Annotated in this window: 14 protein-coding genes; 3 read left to right on the forward strand and 11 right to left on the reverse strand. The window is 59.4% G+C overall.

Annotation, left to right across the window (positions count from 1 at the left end; translation table 11 throughout):
* Positions 1-4 precede the first annotated feature (4 nt).
* On the reverse strand, positions 5-9,658 hold the full coding sequence (locus E4T21_RS03340) for an Ig-like domain-containing protein (protein WP_149283512.1): 9,654 nt from the start codon (positions 9,656-9,658) through the stop codon (positions 5-7).
* A 531-nt stretch (positions 9,659-10,189) separates the two neighbouring features.
* Between E4T21_RS03340 and E4T21_RS03345 the strand changes: the two genes are divergently transcribed.
* On the forward strand, positions 10,190-10,507 hold the full coding sequence (locus tag E4T21_RS03345; RefSeq protein ID WP_240349272.1) for a hypothetical protein: 318 nt from the start codon (positions 10,190-10,192) through the stop codon (positions 10,505-10,507).
* The gene (locus E4T21_RS03350; protein WP_149283514.1) at positions 10,504-11,541 is read left to right on the forward strand and encodes a glycosyltransferase family protein; all 1,038 of its coding nucleotides are present in this window, start codon (positions 10,504-10,506) and stop codon (positions 11,539-11,541) included. Before E4T21_RS03345 ends, E4T21_RS03350 begins: the two co-directional genes overlap by 4 nt.
* Before the next feature lie 250 nt (positions 11,542-11,791).
* Here E4T21_RS03350 and fnr read toward each other — a convergent pair whose 3' ends face one another.
* The 10 genes from fnr to ccoN form a co-directional block, all read right to left on the reverse strand.
* Positions 11,792-12,532 (reverse strand): fumarate/nitrate reduction transcriptional regulator Fnr, encoded by a 741-nt coding sequence (gene fnr, locus E4T21_RS03355; RefSeq protein WP_149283516.1) that lies wholly within the window; start codon positions 12,530-12,532, stop codon positions 11,792-11,794.
* A gap of 219 nt (positions 12,533-12,751) precedes the next feature.
* A complete protein-coding gene (locus E4T21_RS03360) occupies positions 12,752-13,441 on the reverse strand; it encodes a sulfite exporter TauE/SafE family protein (protein ID WP_149283517.1) in 690 nt (229 codons plus the stop codon).
* Positions 13,438-13,638: a cbb3-type cytochrome oxidase assembly protein CcoS gene (gene ccoS / locus E4T21_RS03365; protein ID WP_149283518.1), complete on the reverse strand. Its 201-nt coding sequence runs from the start codon at positions 13,636-13,638 to the stop codon at positions 13,438-13,440. Before ccoS ends, E4T21_RS03360 begins: the two co-directional genes overlap by 4 nt.
* The gene (locus E4T21_RS03370; RefSeq protein ID WP_149283521.1) at positions 13,635-16,070 is read right to left on the reverse strand and encodes a heavy metal translocating P-type ATPase; all 2,436 of its coding nucleotides are present in this window, start codon (positions 16,068-16,070) and stop codon (positions 13,635-13,637) included. The genes ccoS and E4T21_RS03370 overlap by 4 nt, the downstream gene beginning before the upstream one ends.
* Before the next feature lie 7 nt (positions 16,071-16,077).
* Positions 16,078-16,605: a FixH family protein gene (locus tag E4T21_RS03375; RefSeq protein ID WP_149283522.1), complete on the reverse strand. Its 528-nt coding sequence runs from the start codon at positions 16,603-16,605 to the stop codon at positions 16,078-16,080.
* Positions 16,605-18,035, reverse strand: a complete 1,431-nt coding sequence (gene ccoG, locus E4T21_RS03380) for a cytochrome c oxidase accessory protein CcoG (RefSeq protein ID WP_149283524.1) — start codon at positions 18,033-18,035, stop codon at positions 16,605-16,607. Before ccoG ends, E4T21_RS03375 begins: the two co-directional genes overlap by 1 nt.
* Positions 18,036-18,098: 63 nt before the next feature.
* Positions 18,099-19,043, reverse strand: coding sequence for a cytochrome-c oxidase, cbb3-type subunit III (ccoP, locus tag E4T21_RS03385; protein WP_149283526.1), 945 nt, complete (start codon positions 19,041-19,043; stop codon positions 18,099-18,101).
* Positions 19,040-19,231, reverse strand: coding sequence for a cbb3-type cytochrome oxidase subunit 3 (locus E4T21_RS03390; protein WP_149283527.1), 192 nt, complete (start codon positions 19,229-19,231; stop codon positions 19,040-19,042). The genes ccoP and E4T21_RS03390 overlap by 4 nt, the downstream gene beginning before the upstream one ends.
* Positions 19,232-19,246: 15 nt before the next feature.
* Positions 19,247-19,870, reverse strand: coding sequence for a cytochrome-c oxidase, cbb3-type subunit II (gene ccoO / locus E4T21_RS03395; RefSeq protein WP_149283529.1), 624 nt, complete (start codon positions 19,868-19,870; stop codon positions 19,247-19,249).
* A 19-nt stretch (positions 19,871-19,889) separates the two neighbouring features.
* Positions 19,890-21,449, reverse strand: coding sequence for a cytochrome-c oxidase, cbb3-type subunit I (gene ccoN / locus E4T21_RS03400; protein ID WP_149283531.1), 1,560 nt, complete (start codon positions 21,447-21,449; stop codon positions 19,890-19,892).
* 125 nt (positions 21,450-21,574) lie between these two features.
* Here ccoN and E4T21_RS03405 point away from each other — a divergent pair, with 125 nt between their 5' ends.
* Positions 21,575-22,324, forward strand: coding sequence for an alpha/beta family hydrolase (locus tag E4T21_RS03405; RefSeq protein ID WP_240349273.1), 750 nt, complete (start codon positions 21,575-21,577; stop codon positions 22,322-22,324).
* Positions 22,325-22,438 lie beyond the last annotated feature (114 nt).

The raw sequence follows: 22,438 nt of genomic DNA on the forward strand, positions 1-22,438 counted from the left end.
CGGATCAGGCCACCTCCACGTTGACTTGGTCTTCGACAAGCACTGTGGTGTTGCCCAGGGTGTACTCGTTATAGGTGATATCGCCGTTGGCAGACGTCTGCGAGTTACCGGTTGCCGTGGCCCCGGAAATGTTCAACGTGTCGCTGGCATCACCCTCGATGTACAGCTGGTTATTGTCATCGGTGATCGAGATCACTGATGCCTCGTCCAGAGTGACAGTGTTGGCCCCAGTACCACCGATCGACAGATGCTCGACGTTGGCCACTTCGGGGGCTGCACCGCTGACGAAGTCCAGCTCGACACCTGCACCGGCCAGGACCAGGGTGTCCTCTCCAGCTCCGCCGTCGAAGGTATCGTTGCCCAGGCCATCATAGACCAGGACATCGTTGCCATCTCCGCCGTTGAGGGTGTCGTTGCCGTTACCACCACGCAGGGTGTCATTACCTGCACCACCGTTGAGAACGTCGTCACCGTCGTAGCCGTAGAGGCGATCAGCCCCACCTGTACCATCCAGGGTATCGGCTTCGGCAGTACCTTCGATCACCGAGGTGCCCGCACCGCCCAGCAGATCCAGGTCGAGCAGGTTGGTCGCAGAATCTGACGCTGTCTGCCCCTCGGCATCGGTGGCCGTGATGTTGATCGTCGGTAGGAGACTGGCTCCGAGCAGCGACGACGCGAGCTGTACTGAGCCGAGGAACTCGTTGATCTCCAGGTTGCCGATGGTACCGCCGTCCTCTGCGGTAATCGTCATCCTTGCCGTCGGGCCAACGATGCCCAGGAGTCCAGGTTCGACCTCCCTGGTGAAGGTCAGCCCCAGCTCGGATGCCAGTTGCTCAGATGCTGTCCAGGTATCGATATTTAGCGATACCCCGATCAGAGCGACGTACTCGATCTCGATGGAGGTCAGGTCGCCAGTCGGATCATAGGCGGTGAACATCTGGGTGCTGAGATCGAGAATGCCACCCAGGGCTTCCACGCCGACCAGTCCCAAAAGGCCACCGCTGCTGGCGGATACCACTGGTGAGGTATCGGACTGCACCGTGATGGTTCTGGTGATACTTTCACTGTCAGTACCGTTGCTGATGGTGGCGGTAGCGACATATTGCCCATCATCCAGGACGGTGTCGGTCAGGTCGAGGACCCAGGTGCCATCCGCGTTCACGGTGAACTCGGCATCAGCCTCGGTATAGGTCGTGCCGTTAAACTCGACGCTGAGATCATGTCCATCATCAAGATCGATGAAGCCATTGATCTGCAGAGTGTTATCCGAGGTGAAGAAGTCATTGGCATCGAAGCCAGTGTCTTCAGTGATGCCGGTAATTCCGACCGTGCTGCCGTCACCATCCGTATCAAGCGAAACCGCTCCTACGGTCGCTGAAGCTTCCGCGCTGATGTTGCCAGCCGCATCCATGGCCGTGATGGCCAGGACGATGCCCGCGGCAAGCGGCGTGCCCGGGGTGACCGACCAGTTGCCGTCAGCATCGACGTCAGCGGTCAGGTCCGGGTTGCCATCACCATCGGTATCGATGTTGATGGTGCTGCCTGCTTCGGCGGTACCGCTGATGGCAGTGCCATCGGTCGGATCGACGACCGGGGCATCCGGGGCGGTCGTATCGACGGTCAGTTCGAAGGCAGCACTCGCATCGGAGGTGTTGCCGTCAGCATCGGTTGCGGTGGCAGTGAAGCTGTAGCTGCCTTCGGCCAGATCGGCATCCGGAGTGAAGCTCCAGTTGCCGCCGGCACCCGCCGTGGCAGTACCGATCTCGGTACCATCCTGGAAGATGGTGATGGTCGCGCCAGCATCGGCCGTACCGGTCAGGGTCGGCAGGGTGTCGTCAGTGCTGTCACCGCTGGCCAGATCGTCCAGGACACTACCCACATCGTCGGTTGCGGCAGTGATGACAGGGGCTGTAACGGTGCCACCACCGCCACCCACGGTAACCGTAGCCGGACCGCTGGTGTTGCCCGCCGGATCGGTGGCGGTGACGCTCAACTCGGCACCATCGGCCAGCGGGGCATCCGGGGTCACGCTCCAGTTGCCATCGGCATCGACGTCAGCCGTCAGGTCCGGGGTACCGTCACCATCAGTATCGATGTTGACGGTGCTACCCGCTTCGGCAGTACCGCTGATGGCAGTGCCATCGGTCGGATCGACGACCGGGGCATCCGGGGCGGTCGTATCGACGGTCAGTTCGAAGGCAGCACTCGCATCAGAAGTGTTGCCGTCAGCATCGGTTGCGGTGGCAGTGAAGCTGTAGCTGCCTTCAGCCAGATCGGCATCCGGGGTGAAGCTCCAGTTGCCATCGGCATCGGCAGTCGCGGTGCCGACCTCAGTGCCATCCTGGAAGATGGTGATGGTCGCGTCGGCAACGGCCGTACCGGTCAGGGTCGGCAGAGTGTCGTCAGTACTGTCACCGCTGGCCAGATCCGCTACCACATCGCCGACATCGTCGGTCGCCGCAGCGATGACCGGGGCCGTGACGCCAGCACCGCCGCCACCCACGGTGACGTTGACCGGATCACTGGTGTTGCCCGCCGGATCGGTGGCGGTGACGCTCAGGTCAGTGCCATCGGCCAACGGAGCATCCGGGGTCACGCTCCAGGTACCATCTGGCTGCACTTCAGCCGTCAGGTCTGGAGTACCGTCACCATCAGTATCGATGTTGACAGTGCTGCCCGCTTCGGCAGTACCGCTGATGGCAGTGCCATCGGTCGGATCGACGACCGGGGCATCCGGGGCGGTCGTATCGACGGTCAGTTCGAAGGCAGCACTCGCATCAGAAGTGTTGCCGTCAGCATCGGTTGCGGTGGCAGTGAAGCTGTAGCTGCCTTCAGCCAGATCGGCATCCGGGGTGAAGCTCCAGTTGCCATCGGCATCGGCAGTCGCGGTGCCGACCTCAGTGCCATCCTGGAAGATGGTGATGGTCGCGTCAGCAACGGCCGTACCGGTCAGGGTCGGCAGAGTGTCGTCAGTACTGTCGCCGCTGGCCAGATCCGCTACCACATCGCCGACATCGTCGGTCGCCGCAGCGATGACCGGGGCCGTGACGCCAGCACCGCCGCCACCCACGGTGACGTTGACCGGATCACTGGTGTTGCCCGCCGGATCGGTGGCGGTGACGCTCAGGTCAGTGCCATCGGCCAACGGAGCATCCGGGGTCACGCTCCAGGTACCATCTGGTTGCACTTCAGCCGTCAGGTCTGGAGTACCGTCACCATCGGTATCGATGTTGACAGTGCTGCCCGCTTCGGCAGTACCGCTGATGGCAGTGCCATCGGTCGGATCTACGGCCGGAGCATCCGGTGCCGTAGTATCGACGGTCAGCTCGAAGGCGGCACTGGCATCGGAAGTGTTGCCGTCAGCATCGGTCGCGGTGGCAGTAAAGCTGTAGGTACCTTCAGCCAGATCGGCATCCGGGGTGAAGCTCCAGTTGCCATCGGCATCGGCAGTCGCGGTACCGACCTCGGTGCCATCCTGGAAGATGGTGATAGTCGCGTCGGCATCAGCCGTACCGGTGAGGGTCGGCAGAGTGTCGTCAGTGCTGTCACCGCTGGCCAGATCCGCTACCACATCTCCCACATCGTCGGTCGCGGCGCCGATGACCGGAGCCGTAACGCCAGTACCGCCGCCACCCACGGTGACGTTGACCGGATCACTGCTGTTACCAGCCGGATCAGTGACAGTGACGCTCAGGTCGGTGCCATCGCCCAGCGGGGCATCCGGCGTCACACTCCAGTTACCGTCGGGGTCGACCTCGGCGGTCAGGTCCGGGGTACCGTCACCATCGGTATCGATGTTGACCGTGGCACCTGGTTCGGCCGTCCCGCTGACTTCAGTGCCATCGGTCGGGTTGACGACTGGCGCATCCGGTGCGGTGGTATCGACGGTCAGCTCGAAGGCAGCACTGGCATCGGAGGTGTTGCCGTCAGCATCGGTCGCGGTGGCAGTAAAGCTGTAGGTACCTTCCGCCAGATCGGCATCCGGGGTGAAGCTCCAGTTGCCATCGGCGTCGGCGGTCGCAGTACCGACCTCGGTGCCATCCTGGAGGATGGTAATGGTCGCGTCGGCATCGGCGGTACCGGTGAGGGTCGGCAGAGTGTCGTCAGTGCTGTCACCGCTGGCCAGATCCGCTACCACATCTCCCACATCGTCGATCGCGGCGCCGATGACCGGAGCCGTCACACCTGCACCGCCGCCACCCACGGTGACGTTGACCGGGTCACTGCTGTTACCCGCCGGGTCAGTGACAGTGACGCTCAAGTCGGTGCCATCGCCCAGCGGGGCATCCGGCGTCACACTCCAGTTACCGTCGGGGTCGACCTCGGCGGTCAGGTCCGGGGTACCGTCACCATCGGTATCGATGTTGACCGTGGCACCTGGTTCGGCCGTACCGCTGATTTCGGTGCCATCGGTCGGGTTGACGACCGGAGCTTCCGGTGCCGTGGTATCGACGGTCAGCTCGAAGGCAGCACTGGCATCGGACGTGTTGCCATCAGCATCGGTTGCGGTGGCAGTAAAGCTGTAGCTGCCTTCAGCCAGATCGGCATCCGGGGTGTAGCTCCAGTTGCCATCGGCATCGGCAGTCGCTGTGCCAATCTCGGTGCCGTCTTGGAAGACAGTGATGGTCGCGTCGGCAATGGCCGTACCGGTCAGAGTCGGCAGGGTGTCATCGGTGCTGTCGCCGCTGACGAGGTCGCCCGTGATATCCCCTACATCGTCCGTGATCGCGCCGATGACCGGAGCGGTCACACCCACACCGCCGCCACCCACGGTGACGCTGACGGGATCGCTGGTGTTGCCGGCAGGGTCGGTCGCGGTGACGCTCAGCTCGGCACCATCGGCCAGCGGAGCATCCGGCGTCACGCTCCAGGTACCATCCGGCTGCACTTCAGCCGTCAGGTCCGGGGTGCCGTCGCCATCAGTATCGATATTGACGGTGGCGCCTGCTTCGGCAGTGCCGCTGATTTCGGTGCCATCGGTCGGGTTGATGGCTGGGGCATCCGGGGCGGTGGTGTCGATGGTCAGCTCGAAAGCAGCACTCGCATCGGAGGTGTTGCCGTCAGCATCGGTCGCGGTGGCAGTAAAGCTGTAGGTGCCTTCAGCCAGGTCGGCATCCGGGATGAAGCTCCAGTTGCCATCCGCATCGGCAGTCGCTGTGCCAATCTCGGTGCCGTCTTGGAAGACAGTGATGGTCGCGTCAGCATCGGCAGTACCGTTCAGGGTCGGCAGAGTGTCATCAGTGCTGTCACCGCTGGCCAGATCCGCGACCACATCACCCACATCGTCGGTCGCGGCGCCGATGACCGGGGCAGTCACACCTGCACCGCCGCCACCTACGGTGACGTTGACCGGATCGCTGGTGTTGCCGGCTGGGTCGGTGACAGTAGCGCTGATTTCGGTGCCATCGCCCAGCGGGGCATCCGGCGTCACGCTCCAGTTACCGTCGGGATCGACCTCGGCAGTCAGATCCGGAGTACCGTCGCCATCGGTATCGATGTTGACCGTGGAGCCCGGCTCGGCAGTGCCGCTGATTTCGCTGCCATCGGTCGGGTTGACGACCGGGGCATCCGGTGCCGTGGTATCGATGGTCAGCTCGAAAGCAGGGCTTTCGGCGGAGACGTTACCATCGGCATCCGTGGTGGTGGCAGTGAAGCTGTAGGTACCTTCAGCCAGTTCGGCATCCGGGGTGAAGCTCCAGTTGCCATCGGCATCGGCCGTCGCTGTGCCAATCTCGGTGCCATCCTGAAGGATGGTCACGGTGCTGTCGGCAGCGGCGGTGCCGGTCAGAGTCGGCAGAGTGTCATCAGTGCTGTCACCGCTGGCCAGATCGGCCACGACATCGCCCACATCATCAGTCACCGAGCCAATTTCCGGCGGCATGACAACAGAACCATCCACCGTCGCGGTGACCGGATCGCTGGTGTTGCCGGCCGGGTCGGTGACGGTAGCGCTGATTTCGGTGCCGTCATCCAGCGGAGTTTCCGGGGTCACGCTCCAGTTACCGTCGGGGTCGACCTCGGCGGTCAGGTCCGGGGTGCCGTCGCCATCGGTATCGACGTTGACCGTAGAGCCGGGCTCGGCAGTACCGCTGATTTCGCTGCCATCGGTCGGGTTGATGACCGGAGCTTCCGGTGCCGTGGTGTCGACCGTCAGATCGAAAGCCGCACTCGGGTCGGAGGCGTTACCGTCAGCATCGGTCGCGGTGGCGGTGAAGCTGTAGTCGCCTTCGGCCAGTTCGGCATCCAGCGGGAAGCTCCAGTTGCCATCGGCATCCGCGGTCGCTGTGCCAATCTCGGTGCCATCCTGGAAGATGGTCACGGTGCTGTCGGCAGGTGCCGTGCCGTTGAGGACAGGCAGGGTGTCATCGGTGCTGTCGCCGCTGGACAACGGATCCGTGATGTCACCCACATCGTCGTCAGCCGTGATGATCACAGGGGCCATCACGATCGAGGTGTCGACGGTTGCCGTGACAGGATCACTGGTGTTACCCGCCGGGTCAGTGACCGTGGCGCTGACTTCGGTGCCGCCATCCAGCGGGGCATCAGGGGTCACGCTCCAGTTACCGTCGGGATCGACCTCGGTAGTCAGGTCCGGGGTGCCGTCGCCATCGGTATCAATGTTGACGGTGGAACCTGGCTCGGCAGTACCATTGAGTTCGCTGCCATCAGTCGGGTTGATGACCGGAGCTTCCGGCGCAGTGGTATCGACACCAAAGGTGATGGGGTCAGAGGTCGCGGAGATATTGCCTGCGTCATCACTGATCACCACCGTTGCGCTGTAGTCACTGTCGGCCAGAGTGCCGGGAATGGCCATGCTGGCGGAACCAGCAGTCACGTCATCCGCGGTCACGGTGTACTCGACGGTGGTGCCGTCATTGAGGGTCAGGGTGACGGTATCACCTTCCTGAGTGCCGGCGGTCAGAGTGACCTCGGCCTGGATGCCGTCGGCCAACTCGTCAGCATTGATAAAGCCATCATCGGCCTCGGGGAGGGCCAGCGTCGGGGCATCGCTGCCGTCGGCGCCACCGGGGCTGGTGAGGTCCACGGTCAGCTCGAAGGCTGCGCTTGGGTCGGACTCGGTGCCGTCGACGGTCGCGGTGGCGGTGAAGCTGTAGCTGCCTTCAGCCAGTTCGGCATCCAGCGGGAAGCTCCAGTTGCCATCGGCATCAGCGGTCGCAGTGCCAACCTCGGTGCCATCCTGGAAGATGGTCACGGTGCTGTCGGCAGGTGCTGTGCCGTTGAGGACAGGCAGGGTGTCATCGGTGCTGTCGCCGCTGACGAGGTCGCCCGTGATATCCCCCTCATCGTCCGTGATGGCGCCGATGACTGGGGCAGTCACACCCACACCGCCACCACCCACGGTGACGCTGACGGGATCGCTGGTGTTGCCAGCCGGATCAGTCGCAGTGACGCTCAGTTCGGTACCATCAGCCAGCGGAGCATCCGGCGTCGCGCTCCAGGTACCATCCGGCTGCACTTCAGCTGTCAGATCCGGGGTGCCGTCGCCGTCAGTATCGATGTTGACGGTGGCGCCGGTTTCGGCCGTCCCGCTGATTTCCGTGCCATCAGTCGGGTTGATAGCCGGGGCATTCGGTGCGGTCGTGTCGACGGTCAGCTCGAAGGCGTCACTAGGATCTGAGGTGTTGCCGCCGACGGTCGCGGTGGCGGTGAAGCTGTAGTCGCCTTCGGCCAGTTCGGCATCCAGCGGGAAGCTCCAGTTGCCATCGGCATCCGCGGTCGCTGTGCCAATCTCGGTGCCATCCTGGAAGATGGTCACGGTGCTGTCGGCAGGTGCCGTACCGTTGAGGACAGGCAGAGTGTCATCGGTGCTGTCGCCGCTGGACAGCGGATCCGTGATGGCACCCACATCGTCGTCAGCGGTGATGATCACAGGAGCCATTACCACCGAGGTGTCGACAGTTGCGGTGGCCGGATCACTGGTGTTGCCCGCCGGGTCAGTGGCAGTGGCGCTGATTTCGGTGCCGTTTTCCAGCGGGGCATCTGGAGTGACCGACCAGTTGCCTGCATCATCGACAGGTGCAGTGTAGTCAGGGTTACCGTCACCATCGGTATCGACACCGACCGTGGAGCCCGGCTCGGCAGTACCATTGATCACGCTGCCATCGGTTGGATTGATGACCGGGGCATCCGGCGCTGTGGCATCGACGGTGGAGGTGGTGGGCTCGCTGGTATTGCCAGCCGGATCGGTTGCGGTAACGGTAACTTCGGTGCCATCGGCAAGGGGCTCATCGGGAGTGACCGACCAGTTGCCGTCATCATCAGTTGTGGCGGTGTAATCGGGGTTGCCGTCACCATCGGTATCGACCTCGATGGTGCTGCCTGGCTCGGCGGTACCGCCGATGGTTTCACCATTGGTCGGATCGACGACCGGAGCATCCGGAGCCGTGGCATCGACGGTGGAGGTGGTGGGCTCGCTGGTATTTCCGGCTGGATCAGTCGCAGTAACGGTGATCTCGGAGCCATCATCGAGAGGCTGATCCGGAGTGATGGACCAGTTGCCGTCATCATCGGTCGTCGTGGTGTAATCGGGGTTGCCATCACCATCGGTATCGACCTCGATGGTGCTGCCTGGCTCGGCGGTACCGCCGATGGTTTCACCATTGGTCGGGTCGACAACCGGGGCATCCGGTGCAGTGCCATCAACCGTGGTGGTCGTGGGGTCGCTGGTGTTGCCGGCCGGATCGGTTGCGGTAACAGTGATCTCGGAGCCATCGTCAAGTGGCTCATCGGGAGTGATGGACCAGTTGCCGTCATCATCGGTCGTCGTGGTGTAATCGGGATTGCCATCACCATCGGTATCGACCTCGATGGTGCTGCCTGGCTCGGCAGTACCGCTGATGGTGCTGCCATTGGTCGGGTTGACGACAGGGGCGTCCGGAGCGATGCCGTCAACGGTGACGGTAGTGGGGTCGCTGGTGTTGCCGGAAGGGTCGGTCGCGGTAACGGTGATCTCGGAGCCATCATCGAGAGGCTGATCCGGAGTGATGGACCAGTTGCCGTCATCGTCGGCAGTCGCGGTGTAATCGGGGTTGCCGTCACCATCGGTATCGACCTCGATGGTGCTGCCTGGCTCGGCGGTACCGCTGATGGTGCTGCCATTGGTCGGGTTGACGACAGGGGCGTCCGGAGCGGTGGTGTCCGGGTTCGGAGAGGTGGGGTCATCATCATCTCCTCCGCCACCACCGCCACCACCACCGCCACCAGCGGCGGCGGCTACAAGGGCCAGTAATCCGGCTGCGCCACCCACTACCCAGGGATTGATGCCATCCTCGGCGCCACCCGCCGCTACCATGGCGAAGTCAGCCGTTTCGCCAGTAGGGATGAATTCGGCAAAGACGACACCGTCTGAGCCCGCGGGGCCAAGGTTTGCCCACACAATGGCACCTTCGTCATCGACGAGATACAGCTCGCTGGGGCCTGTGCCTGGGTCTACATAGAAGTCGGTCAGTGTGATGACCTGGCCGTCATTGGTAACGATGATCAGATCATCGCCTTCGCGAGTGAAGGATTGAATATCATCTGGGTCCAGGTGCAGCAGCACTTTGGACGGTTCTTCCAAAACGAGGTTGTTACCCTCCAGAACCCACGGGGGTACATCGCTGAAGCTTCCACCTAATTCCGTTGTTTTGATATCCATTATGGTGTTCCCTTGCACGTGAAGTGATAGCCCTGCGAGGCCATTTTCAAAGAGGCATCCGAGGTACTCTTACATGGCGCAGTACGAAATATCTAATGCTTTTATGTGACACTATTAATTCCGTCTGTTAGCCGATGTCTCCAGAGAACTAATGTAGTAGACCTAATGCCTAATATGGCAAGCCCAAAAAGCAGGTGTTACACCTGTAACGGTGCGAGAGAGCTGGAATGGGCTATCCGCTGCCAGCTATCAGCGGCACTGGTGATGCTGGTTTCGAAGCGTACAGAAGTGTGGCGGGGTTTTTGTTTGTTAATGCTTTGTCATTAAATGAAAATTCGTGTGAGCAGATTGTTTTGTAACAAGGTTCGCATTCACTGGTGTTTCGATAGAGCGCTCTAATGCCTATGAGGGGGTGTCTGATCGTTAGTCACTTCCTCAAGGTTTTTTTGACACCCTTCATTTGTCACTGAGGGGCGGGTTACAGTGACGGCAGGCGAGGTCAGGGCTTCGCGCTATGTGTATGAAGAGAAAATGTCTCCCTGCGCCGAGGCCTCGTCGATGATATTGAATGGCACACATCTTGAGCACTTCGTTATCGGTATGGGTATCCAGGTGTGCTTGTGGCCGTTTTTTGGACGTTGGTCGGCAGGTGCCATTAGTGTGGCCGTTTTTCTGGGCCGGGAAATCGCACAGCATGAATACAAGGGGGGCGGTGGCAATGCTGTGAGCTGGTACTACGGGCTGGTGTATCACTGGAGCCTGGATTCGGTACTTGATGTATTGTCTCCCTTGCTGGCCTGCCTTTTGCTGGCATGGCTGGGAGGTGCAGTGTTGAGACGCTGGGCATGAACAGGAGACAGGCTCACTGGCTAGTGCTCAGCGATGGCGCCAGACCTACGGAAGACATCTATTTTCTTGCTTCTGTTGCGCCCTGGTTGCAGGAACGTGGCGCTCGTATCACGCGCCTGGATACACGAACTTGGCGTCACCCGCGCTGGTGCTGGCCGTGGCTGCGACGGTTGATGCGCGATGCTCATGTCATCGTTTGCCGTGGCCTGTCGCTACCCTGGTGTGAAGTTCTGGAGCGTGAGCGTTCTCGCCTGGCCGGGGTGTATTACGTGATTGACGATGATCTTTCTGCAGCAGTGCAGGATCATTCGCTGCCTGAAGGCTATCGCCAGCGTATGGCTGCCAAGGTGGAGGAACAGAAGCGATTGCTGCCATTGGTTGATGAGGTGATTGCATGCAGCGATCAGCTTGCCAGGACTTTTGTCGATCGGCACCGTCATGTCAGCATCCTGACACCCGGGCTGATTGCGACCCCACCCAGCCTTGAACATTTCAAGGCCGCTGAATGGCGTGTAGGGTTTCATGGTACTCGTGCCCATCTGAAGGATCTCGAGCATATTATCCCGGCACTGGCATCAATCCATGAAGCATGCCATCAAGTGCAGTTCGAGTTGATGCTTGGGCGTTTTGCTCCACCAGAGCTGGCTACCCTGAAGCGGGTGAGCACGCCATCCCCTCTCCTCTGGAAAGACTTCCTGGACTATCAATGCAAGCACCGCATCCATATCGGTCTCGCGCCGCTATGGCCCACCGCGTTCAATGCAGGAAAGTCCTATATCAAGTTCCTGGATATTACGCTGATGGGTGGCGTTGGAATCTACAGCCAACGCTCTCCATACAAGGATCTGGTCAGTGATGAGGTTGATGGGCTGCTGGCGGAAGACCATTCTGATCACTGGCAAGAATGCATGAGACGCCTGCTGGCATTTCCACAAGATGCCCAGCGAATGGCACTGGCCGCAGCGGATAAGGCCAGGGAAGAGTGTGGTTCTGAGACAGGGCGAGAATTCTGGCTGAAGCGTCAGGTATCCTGATATATATAGTGCACTACTTCATGCTTAATAATGACTTGTTCAGCCGGAAAAAAGAACCATGAATGGCAGGGCAAGGCTGACTGAGTTATGGACGTCTGGCAATTCTTGGTGCCTGGAAATATATGTGGCAGAGACATGCTTTTTCAATATGAAACGAAAAGGCGCCCATGTGGTGATGGGTTGCCTTTTTGTTTGTTCATCATGAAGTGGTTGGAGTGCCTGCCATATACCGGTGGTTGTTTTCAGAGACTTAGTTTGTTTCAGTGTCAGCGAGTCTCGTCAGGTCATTGATGTTGAGGATATGTACTTCACGGCCGGATACTGCGACCAGGTCCTGCTGTTGGAAGCGTCCAAGGATGCGACTAATGGTTTCTACCGCAAGGCCCAGGTGATTACCGATATCTGCGCGGGACATGGATAGGCGGAAGCTGAAAGGCGAATACCCGCGTCGCCTGAAGCGATCGGATAGTCCGAGGAAGAAGCAGGCCAGTCTTTGGTCGGCAGTCTTGCGCGAGAGCAGCTGCATCATGCGCCGGTCCTGGTGCAACTCCTTGCTGATGGTTCTCAGCAACTGGGAGCGTAGCTCGGGCAGCGTCTGGGATAAGGTATCGAGACGATCGAATGGAATCTCGCATACCGTAGTCATTTCCAGGGCCACGACACTGCCGGTATACAAGCCATCGCTGATGCCATCGAGCCCAATGATTTCGCTGGGTAGAAAAAAATTGGTCAGTTGGGCTTCACCACTACCTTCAGTGATGGTTTGCTTCAAGCTTCCTGAGCGTACGGCATATATGCTGGTGAAAGGGTCTCCCTGTTCAATCAAGCGAGTGCCTTTCTTGATCGGTGGATGACGACGAATAATGGAGTCGAAGCGTTCCAGGTCGTTCGTGTCGAGTGACAACGGCAGGCAGAGCGAGCTCAGTCGGCAGGAATCACAGCGAGTTTCTTGTAGCAGGGAACGCCGTCGGTCTTGGGCCGAGGAAGACATTCACAGCTCCTGTTGATCATCAGTTGCGAACGAAAATGTAAAAGGTGCCAATGGAATCATTATTCCAGCTTGGCACAGAACTGGCGTCATTTTACACACTTGAAATGTATAGCGGATATGCATACCTCTTCTGGAGAGGGGGAGATACATCCAATTTTTTCTGAAATTTTATGTAAATACGCTGATTTTTCTGAATTTCGTTCTGGGGCAATATTTGTATTATAGATGCATTGTAGCTCTTGATATTTGCCAAATGGCAAAGGAGACAATCAAGGCTGCGGCGATCCAGCGAGTACTGTTCAGCGCGAGCAGGTGTTGTAATTGACGTGCAGCAAGGCCGCTGAACAGCAATGCTGGCAGGGTACCCAGGCCGAAAGCTGTCAATAGTATCGCTCCCTCAATGGCGTCGGCACTGGCCAGGCTCCATGTCAACATGGAGTAGACCAGGCCACAAGGTAGCCAGCCCCATATGGCCCCCAGCACCACGGCCTGGGGAATGTGCACTACTGGCAGTAACTTGCGTCCAGCAGGTTCAATATGCCGCCAGAGGTGTCGCCCAAGCCTTTCGACATGGCGTAATCCCTTCCAGAAGTTGGCAATGTAAAGTGCCATCAGCATCAGCATCAGAGCTGAAAGCAGCTGCATTGCAGTGTGCATGCCCGGTGCGAGTGTCACTACGGAGCCCAGTGTTGCGGCTGACGCTCCGGCAATCGCATAGCTGATGATACGTCCCAGGTTGTAACCCAGTACCAGGCCTGTGAGCCGGACTGGCTGGCGCATGCTGGGTGGGATGTTGAAGGTCAGTACACTCATGATTCCACCACACATGCCAATGCAGTGGGCGCTGCCCAGCAGGCCAAAGACAAAGGCCGCGGCAAAGGCCGGCAGTTCCAGTCCAGTCGGGTTCATAGGGTATCTTTCTCGTGGCGGTTGCTCTGGCCGCTCTGTTTTGAACCGGGGGGAGGATCATCATCGTCGAACAGAATACGATAGGCTGGTCCCTCCAGATCCTCGAACTGGTCATTCCTGACCGCCCAGAAGAAAGCCCAGACCGCCAGGCCCAACAGGATCAGTGACAGGGATATCAAGAGAAACAGAATGCTCATGCTTGCTGCCTGCGACTGGGGCGGAGGCGGAGTGCATTGCCTACCACCAGTAGTGAACTGATCGACATGCCCAGTGCGGCCATCCAGGGAGATACGAACCCCAGGGAGGCCAAAGGAATAGCGATCAGGTTGTAAACCAGCGCCCAGGCGAGATTCTGGCGAATGATCCGCTGCGTGGCACGAGCGACTTCGACGGATTCGACGATGGCGTGCAAATGTTCTCCCAGTAGCACCATGTCGGCTCGAGTGCGGGTCAGATCGCTGGAGCCGGGCATGGCGATGGCCAGGTTGGCCCCTGCCAGTACCGGTGTGTCATTGATGCCATCGCCGACCATGGCCACGATTTCTCCTTCGTGTTGGAGTCGCTGAAGGTGGGCGAGCTTGTCTTCAGGGCTGGTTGCCCCCCGCCACTGGGTGATGTCGAGAGCAGAAGCCATGGCGGCGACATTGCTCTCGCCGTCTCCTGACAGGATTTCTACCTTCAGGCCATGTTCCTTCAGTGCCTGAAGGGTTGTGGCGGCATCCTCTCTCGGAGAATCATCGACCAGGAACCATGCCATAGGGATTGCATCCCGGGTCAGCAGTAACCAGCAGCCGTGGCCCGGAGGCGAGGGAGGAGAGTAGCCATCGACAGCGAACCTTGCCTGACCCAGGCGCCAGGTTGCGTTGTCATGGGGGAGTTGCAGGTATCCGCTGAGTCCCTGGCCTGGGGTATTGATGATGCCAGTGGCTCGAATGGCATGACGTTGGCAGGACAGGAAGGCGTGGGCAATGGGGTGCTCTGAAGATGACTCCAGTGCGCCAGCCACTGCCAACAGAAAGGTTTCATCGTATTCCCGAGAGAGAACGTAGGAGGCCGCCAGGCGTATTTTTCCCTGGGTCAGGGTCCCTGTCTTGTCGAAGATGATGCGGTCGAGTCTGGTCAGGGTTTCCAGTGCATCGGCCCGCGTGATCAATACCCCCGAACGGCGCAATCGCCCATGGGCGACTGTCAGGGCCGTTGGCGTGGCCAGTGCCAGCGCACAAGGGCAGGACACCACCAGTACAGAAAGCGTTACCCAAAGACTTCGGGATGGATCGATCCACCACCAGGCCAGTGCGACGCAGATGCAGAGCAGCAATAAGCGTGTCACGAAGCGATGAGCAATGCGCTCTGCCAGGCGAGCGATACGTGGACGCTGACTGAAGGCCCGATCTGTCAGGTCCAGGATGCTGGCTGCCCGTGTGTCCTGGCCGACCTGTGTGACTTCTATTTCCACAGGGCTGTCCAGAACCATGCAGCCGGCATTGACGGTATCGCCCAGAGTCCGTGTGCTCGGCAAGGCCTCACCACTGAGCATGGATTCATCGAGACTGGCCAGGCCATCGCGGATGATGCCATCGGCGGGAATCTGCTCTCCTGGCCGCACGCGTATCCTGTCACCGGACTCCAGCTCGCTGGATGGCACCATGCGCTCGTTGCCGTCTGCATCGATTTGCACGGCGGCAGCAGGAATCAATGAGCTCATTGCATTTCCTGTCTTTCCGTAATGCGTTCGCGCCCGGGCCTCGATGTAACGTCCGGCAAGCAGGAAGAAGGTGAACATGCTGACCGAGTCGAAATACATCTCGCCACTCTGGCTGAACACGGCCCATACGCTGGCCAGGTAGGCCCCTGCGATGGCAAGTGACACGGGAACGTCCATCCCCAGGGTGCGGCTACGCAGATCGCGCAGGGCACCGAAGAAGAAGGGTTGAGCGGAAAACATGACGACAGGAGTGGTCAGAACCAGTGCCAGCCAAGCAAAAAGGCGTTCAAGATCGGCGCTCAGGTCTCCCGATGTAGTGTCCCAGCCCGAGACATAGTGAGGAACCGAAAACATCAGCACCTGCATCATGCCGACAGCGGCGACGATCAAGCGTCGCACCATCTTGCGAGACTCCTGGTGCAGACGAATCCTGGCACGGTCAGGCTCATAGGGTTGGGCGGGATAACCGATGGCGGCCATTTCGGCCAGTAAGCGCGATAGCGACAGGTGCTCTGGTCGCCAGCATATTCTGACACGGTGCTGGGCAAGATTGACGGCACTCTCGGTCACGCCATCGAGGGCATTGAGGCGATGCTCGATCAGCCAGGCGCAGGCTGCGCAGGTAATGCCGTCCACTGCCAGGGTGACGACGTGACAATCTTCCTGTTGCTTGACGAAGCGGCTCTGCAACCCTGGATCATCAAAGACTTGCCAGCGTTTCTGGTCTACGGCAGAGGCAGGGGGACGTTCGGGGAGGGCGCTGCGAAAGCGGTAATAGCTATCGAGGCCGGCGCTGACGATAGCCTGGGCGACGGCTTCACAGCCAGGGCAGCATAGGAGATGTTGCTGGCCATCCAGCTCGATGGACCAGCTTCCGGTCTTGGGGACGGCTGATCCGCAGTGATAGCACGAAGTGGATGACATTGCTGCCCTAAAGCCCTGGTGTCAGGTGAATGGCCTCGGTGCTCGGAAACTGAGCCACACCATTGAGACGCCATGCAGCGTCCTTGCCGGGAGCCGGTTGTAACTGCACATACCAGCGGTAGTGCAGTGGCTTTTCCAGATGGGTCACATAGTGACCGTTGCGGATGTGTTGCAGGGTCAGTTCCTGATCGAGGTCGTTGTCCGTGGGAAAGCGCAGAGCGAGGTCCAGGTTCTCGGGATAGCCCCCCGTGCCATCGAGGTTGCCATCCAGACGAACGGTGATATCGCCGCTCACGCTATCCATGCGCAATTCAGCGTTCAGGCCCAACGCCTTGGCGTGTCGCTGTTTTTCCAGCTGTACATTGATGGCAAGACCGTCCTTGTAATAATCCTGGCCGACGGAGCCATCGAAGTAACGGATGGAAAAGGCGAGATAGGTCAGGCTGAACATGATCGAGGATGCCAGCAGGCCGATCATGAACCAGGGCCAGAATTGCTTGTACCAGGGTGTCAGAGTGACATCTTCGGGGCTCATCAGGGCGTGGCTCCTATGAAACGACTTTCCTGTTCCACCATGATCGAAGGCATGTCCTGTGCATGCACATTCAAGCGAATATCAGTGCTGGGAGTCGTGAGGCGAACAGGGTCCAGGCTCAAGGTCAGTACGCGTTGGCGGGATTCTCCTGCTGGCACCAGGATGCTGTCGCTGTCTATCTGCAGACCTTCGATACCGGACGCTTCGATGACATAGCGATGGTCGCGGTTGTCCAGATTGCGCACGGTAAGCGCATAGGCATTGGCAATGCGTCCATCGTTCAGTGTCTGATAAAGGCTGCCTCGGTCACGTTTGAGATCGATATCCAGTGGCGTTCGTGAGGCAAGGTGATAGAAAAAGACCCCTGACATCACCAGCAACAGTGCCAGATAGCCCAGCAGACGAGGGCGTAGCAGGCGAGAAGGTTGCCCATGCAGCGCATTTTCCGTGGTGTAGCGCACAAGCCCTCTGGGTTGGCCCAGCTTGTCCATTACACTGTCGCAGGCGTCAATGCAGGCGGCACAATCGATGCATTGATATTGCAAACCATCGCGAATATCTATCCCGGTAGGGCAGACCTGTACACACAATTCACAGTCGATACAGGAGCCGCCAGGCTTCGTCTCATGGAAATGGGCTTTGTGCTTGCCCCGTGGTTCCCCTCGATGCTGGTCGTAGGACACGGTCAGCGTATCGCGGTCGAACATCACTGCCTGGAAGCGCGCATAGGGGCACATGTACAGGCACACCTGCTCACGTAGCCAGCCGGCGTTGAGATAGGTGAACAGAACGAAAAAGCCTACCCAGAACCCGGTCCAGCCATTGACGTCAAAGTGAACGAGAGAGGGGATCAGATCGGCCATGGGAGTGAAGTAGCCGATGATGGTGACGCCTGTGGTCAGGGAAATCAGCAGCCACAGGAAGTGCTTGGAGGCCTTGCGCCATAGCTTGTCGAGATTCCAGCAGGACTTGTCACGCTTGATGCGGCGGTGACGGCTACCTTCGATACGATGTTCTACCCAGATGAACAGGAAGGTCCAGACACTCTGGGGACAGCTGTAGCCACACCAGGCCCGACCGGCAAATGCCGTGATGAAGAACAGGCCGAAGGCGCAAATGATCAGCAGCCACGACAGCAACATGAATTCCTGAGGGTAGAAGGTCACCGAGAAAATGTGGAAGGCTCGTCCTGGCAGGTCGAACCATACCGCCGGGCGTCCTTCCCAGGGAATCCAGGGAAGCACCAGAAAGCCCAGCACCAGTATCCAGTTGGTGATCCTGCGCAGACGCTGGAAGCGTCCGGCGACTTCACGCACATAGATATGCTGGCGGCGCTCGTACAGGCTGTAACTTGCTGCTGGCTCCGACTGGCCCAGGGCCTCGTCGAGCTGCTGGGCTGGGATAAAGCGCTCGATGCTGGATTCGCTCATGCCTGACTCCCGGCGGTTGTCTGGCAGAGCCCACGGCAACATGGGCTCATGACCTGATTTTTCCTAGTGTGCCTGTTGTCCGTCATGGCGACTCAGGCCATAGACATAGGCAGCGACCAGATGAACACGCTGTTCGCCGATATAGGCTGCCTGGGCTGGCATATGGCCCTTGCGTCCCTCATTCAGGGTCTGGCGAACCGAATCCGCAACACTCTGGCCAGGGGCGCGATACAGCCATATATCGTCGCTCAGGTTCGGTGCGCCAAGCGCCTGGTTGCCAGTGGCGTCCGGACCATGGCAACCAATGCAGGTGGAGGTGTACAGGGTCTTGCCCTGTTGGGCTTTCTGTTCATCGTCGGCGCTGCCGGACAGTGACAGCAGGTATTGGGTCAGGTTTTCGATATTGTCTTCACCGAGCTGTTTCCATGGCGGCATCATGCCGCGACGTCCCTGGGTCAGGGTGGTGACGATCTGTTCCGGCTGGCCGCCATACAGCCAGTCATCATCGGTCAGGTTGGGAAATCCATTGCCGCCCTTGGCATTGGATCCATGGCAGATGGCGCAGTTGTTGAGGAAGATTCGTTCAGCCACCTGCATGGCGTCAGAGTCCCTGGATAGTTCAGGAATCGGTATCTGCTGATAACGCTCGAAGATTGGCGCATACCGGGCTTCGGCATCAGCGACTTCCTGTTCCCACTGGTCTTCCTGGGTCCAACCAAGCAAGCCCGTAAAGTTACCGAGCCCCGGGTACAGCACCAGGTAGGTCAGGGCAAAGATCACGGTGGCGATGTAGAGGAAGAACCACCAGCGTGGCAGCGGGTTGTCATATTCTTCGATGCCGTCCGCACCATGCCCGGTAGTACTGACCTGGCCATCGGCCTTGGGCTGTGTATCGGTCTTGCGATTGGCCACCAGCAACCAGAAGGCGAAGGCAATGCTGCCCAGGGTGATGATGATGATCCAGCCGCTCCAGAAGCCGGACAGAGCGTCACTCCAGTACGCGGTCATAGCGCCTTGTCTCCCTTGTCTCGATGGTCTTCCGGGTGCGGTTGAGCTGTCGGCTCATCGTCAAAGGGAAGGCGGGCCGCTTCATCGAAGGCCTGGCGGCGGCGCCCGGAGTAGGCCCATATCACGAGGCCAACGAATGCGATGAGCAGAATGGCAGTAATCACGCCACGAAACGTTCCGATATCCATGCTTGCCTCGCCGACTTACTTTTCTGAATTCTCTGCGGTACGGGGTAGAACGGTACCGAGCTGCTGCAGATAGGCCACCAGAGCGGTGATTTCCGTTTTGCCGCGTACCGCATCTTCGGCCTTGGCAATCTGTTCATCGCTATAAGGCACGCCGAGGCGTTGCAGGGTCCGCATCTTGGCGGCGGTATCCTTGCCGTCCAGCATGTTGTCGAACAACCAGGGGTAGGCTGGCATGATGGACTCCGGAACCACATCCCGGGGGTTGTACATGTGGGCGCGGTGCCATTCGTCGCTGTAGCGACCTCCTACCCGCGCCAGATCGGGGCCCGTGCGTTTGGAGCCCCACAGGAAGTTGTGTTCCCAGACGGATTCCCCTGCCACGCTGTAATGGCCGTAGCGCTCGGTTTCGGCGCGGAAGGGGCGGATCATCTGTGAGTGGCAACCTACGCAGCCTTCGCGACGGTAGATGTCGCGCCCTTCCAGCTCCAGAGCGGAGAGTGGCTTGAGGCCTTCAATGGGCGCGGTGGTCTGTTTCTGAAAGAACAGCGGAACAATCTCGGCCAGGCCGCCGAGGCTGATTACTGCCAGTACCAACACTGCCAGCAGACCGACGTTCTTCTCGATGATTTCGTGTCGCATGATGGTTTTCCCCGTCGGCTCAAGCGGTCTGTGGCATCAGCCTGCGGCTGTCGGTGACAGGTCTGGCGGTCTTGTACACATTCACTGCCATGACCACCATTCCTACGACCCAGCACAAGCCCCCGAGCACGCGTACTGCATAGCCCGGCACACTGGCTTCGATAGTCTCGACGAAGGTGTACATCAGGGTGCCGTCGGCATTGAAGGCGCGCCACATCAGCCCTTGCAGAATGCCATTGACCCACATGGCGGCGATGTACAGCACCGTACCTACGGTGGCTAACCAGAAATGCACCGACACCAGCTTGACCGAGTACATCTCGGTGTGGCCGTAGAGACGCGGAATCAGGTGGTAGAGGGAGCCGATGGTGATCATGGCGACCCAACCCAAGGCGCCGGAGTGTACGTGGCCAATGGTCCAGTCGGTGTAGTGAGACAGTGCGTTGACGGTTTTCACTGCCATCATCGGGCCCTCGAAGGTCGACATGCCATAGAAGGACAGTGCCACCACAAGGAAGCGCAACGTCGGGTCGGTGCGCAGCTTATGCCAAGCGCCAGAGAGGGTCATCATGCCGTTGATCATGCCGCCCCAGGACGGTGCAAGCAGAATGATCGACATCACCATGCCTAGTGACTGTGCCCAGGTAGGCAGGGCGGTGTAGTGCAGGTGATGAGGTCCGGCCCACATGTAGACCATGATCAGCGCCCAGAAATGGACGATTGACAGGCGGTAGGAGTAGACCGGTCGACCAGCCTGTTTGGGCACGAAGTAATACATCATGCCGAGGAAGCCAGCGGTAAGGAAAAAACCTACGGCATTATGGCCGTACCACCACTGCACCATGGCATCGACAGCACCGGCATATACGGAAATGGAGTAGGTGGAGGTAACAGGCAGAGCAGCACTATTGACGATGTGCAGCACGGCGACGGTGAGAATGAATGCGGCGAAGAACCAGTTGGCCACATAGATATGTGATGTCTTGCGAGCGCGGATGGTGCCGAGGAAAACGATGCCATAGGTGATCCAGACCACTGCCAGGAGGATGTCGATGGGCCATTCCAGCTCAGCGTATTCCTTGATCTCGGTGTAACCCAGCGGCAGGCTGACCAGTGCACACAGGATCACTGCCTGATAACCCCAGAAAGTGAAGGCGGCAAGCCGGTCGCTGATCAGGCGCACCCGGCAAGTGCGCTGGACCACGTAATAGGATGTGGCGAAGAGTGCACAGCCACCGAAAGCGAAGATCACAAGGTTGGTATGCAGCGGGCGCAGACGGCCGAAGCTGGTCCATGGCAGGTCAAGATTGAGCTGCGGCCAGACGAGTTGGGCCGCCAGGGTCAGGCCGACGCACATGCCAACGATGCCCCAAACCACGGTCATGATCGCGAACTGGCGAACCACTTTGTAGTTGTAGATCGTGTTGTAGATCGCGTCGTGGCTTGAGCTGCAAGCCGGATCGGAGGTTGCCCCGTAGGTTGCATTGCCTAGAGGGCTATCGCTCGCTGATAGAGGTGAGTTGCAGTCACCAGTGCTGTTGGCCTCGCGCTGAGGCGGGTGTTCGATTGCTGAGCTCATGATCCTGGTTCCATTGAATGCAGGCTCCGCGAGCAGGGCGGATCAACTGTCTGGTAGTAAGTGTATCCCGTGTGCTTTATTAATTGTATACACTTTGAGAGTGTAATTGGTACAGGAGCGACCAAGTGCAAGACGAAAGTTGTACCAGGATTTCGTTGGCGGAACTGAGAGATCTGCGGCGTTCAAGTGCTTGCGGCAACTGGTGGCTGGAGGGGCATGGCAAGGTATGGCTTCAGGGGGAAGGAGCCTCTGGAGCGCTGCTGTTGATGCACGGTGCGGGGGCAGGGCAGGCATCAGATTTTCTTGTCGCCTGGCGCAATGCACTGGCGACACAGGGAGTACAGACTCTGGCCGTGGAGTTCTCGTACATGCAGCGCATGCTGGAGGAAGGTCGCCGCCGACCGCCTCCCAAAGTGAGTGTATTGGTGGAAGAACTGCGACAGTGGCATGCCCTGCTGTCGCAGACGGGTGGGGAGCCACTCTGGTTGGGTGGCAAGTCCATGGGAGGGCGAGTGGCCAGCATGCTGGCGGCAGAGAGTGGCTCGGGTGAAGAAATCCCAGGTCTTGTCCTTGCCGGCTACCCCTTTCATCCTGTTGGCAAGCCCGACAGGTTGCGTCTAGAGCATTGGCCTGGATTGCATTGTCCGGTGCTGGTATTGCAGGGGAAGCGTGATCCTTTCGGCATGCAGGCGGAAGTGGAAGGATATGGCCTGACGGAGTTGGCGCCTCAGTCGCTAGTGCATTGGCTTGAGGATGGTGATCACGATTGGGCAGCCAGGCGCTTGAGTGGTGCCACTCAGCAGGGTTTGATCGAAGAGGCTGCCAAGGTGACTGCGGAATTCATGCTGGGCCACAGATTATGCCCAGATGACTAACTCTGAGGCTTGAAGTGATATTTTTGTCGATGTGCTCGTCGATAGGGCGCCTGTGTTCTTTAGCCCATGGTTACTGGCTTTTACGCCCAAGTAGATGAAAGCTGGATGAAAAAT

Source organism: Halomonas binhaiensis (assembly GCF_008329985.2).
Taxonomy (GTDB): Bacteria; Pseudomonadota; Gammaproteobacteria; order Pseudomonadales; family Halomonadaceae; genus Halomonas; species Halomonas binhaiensis.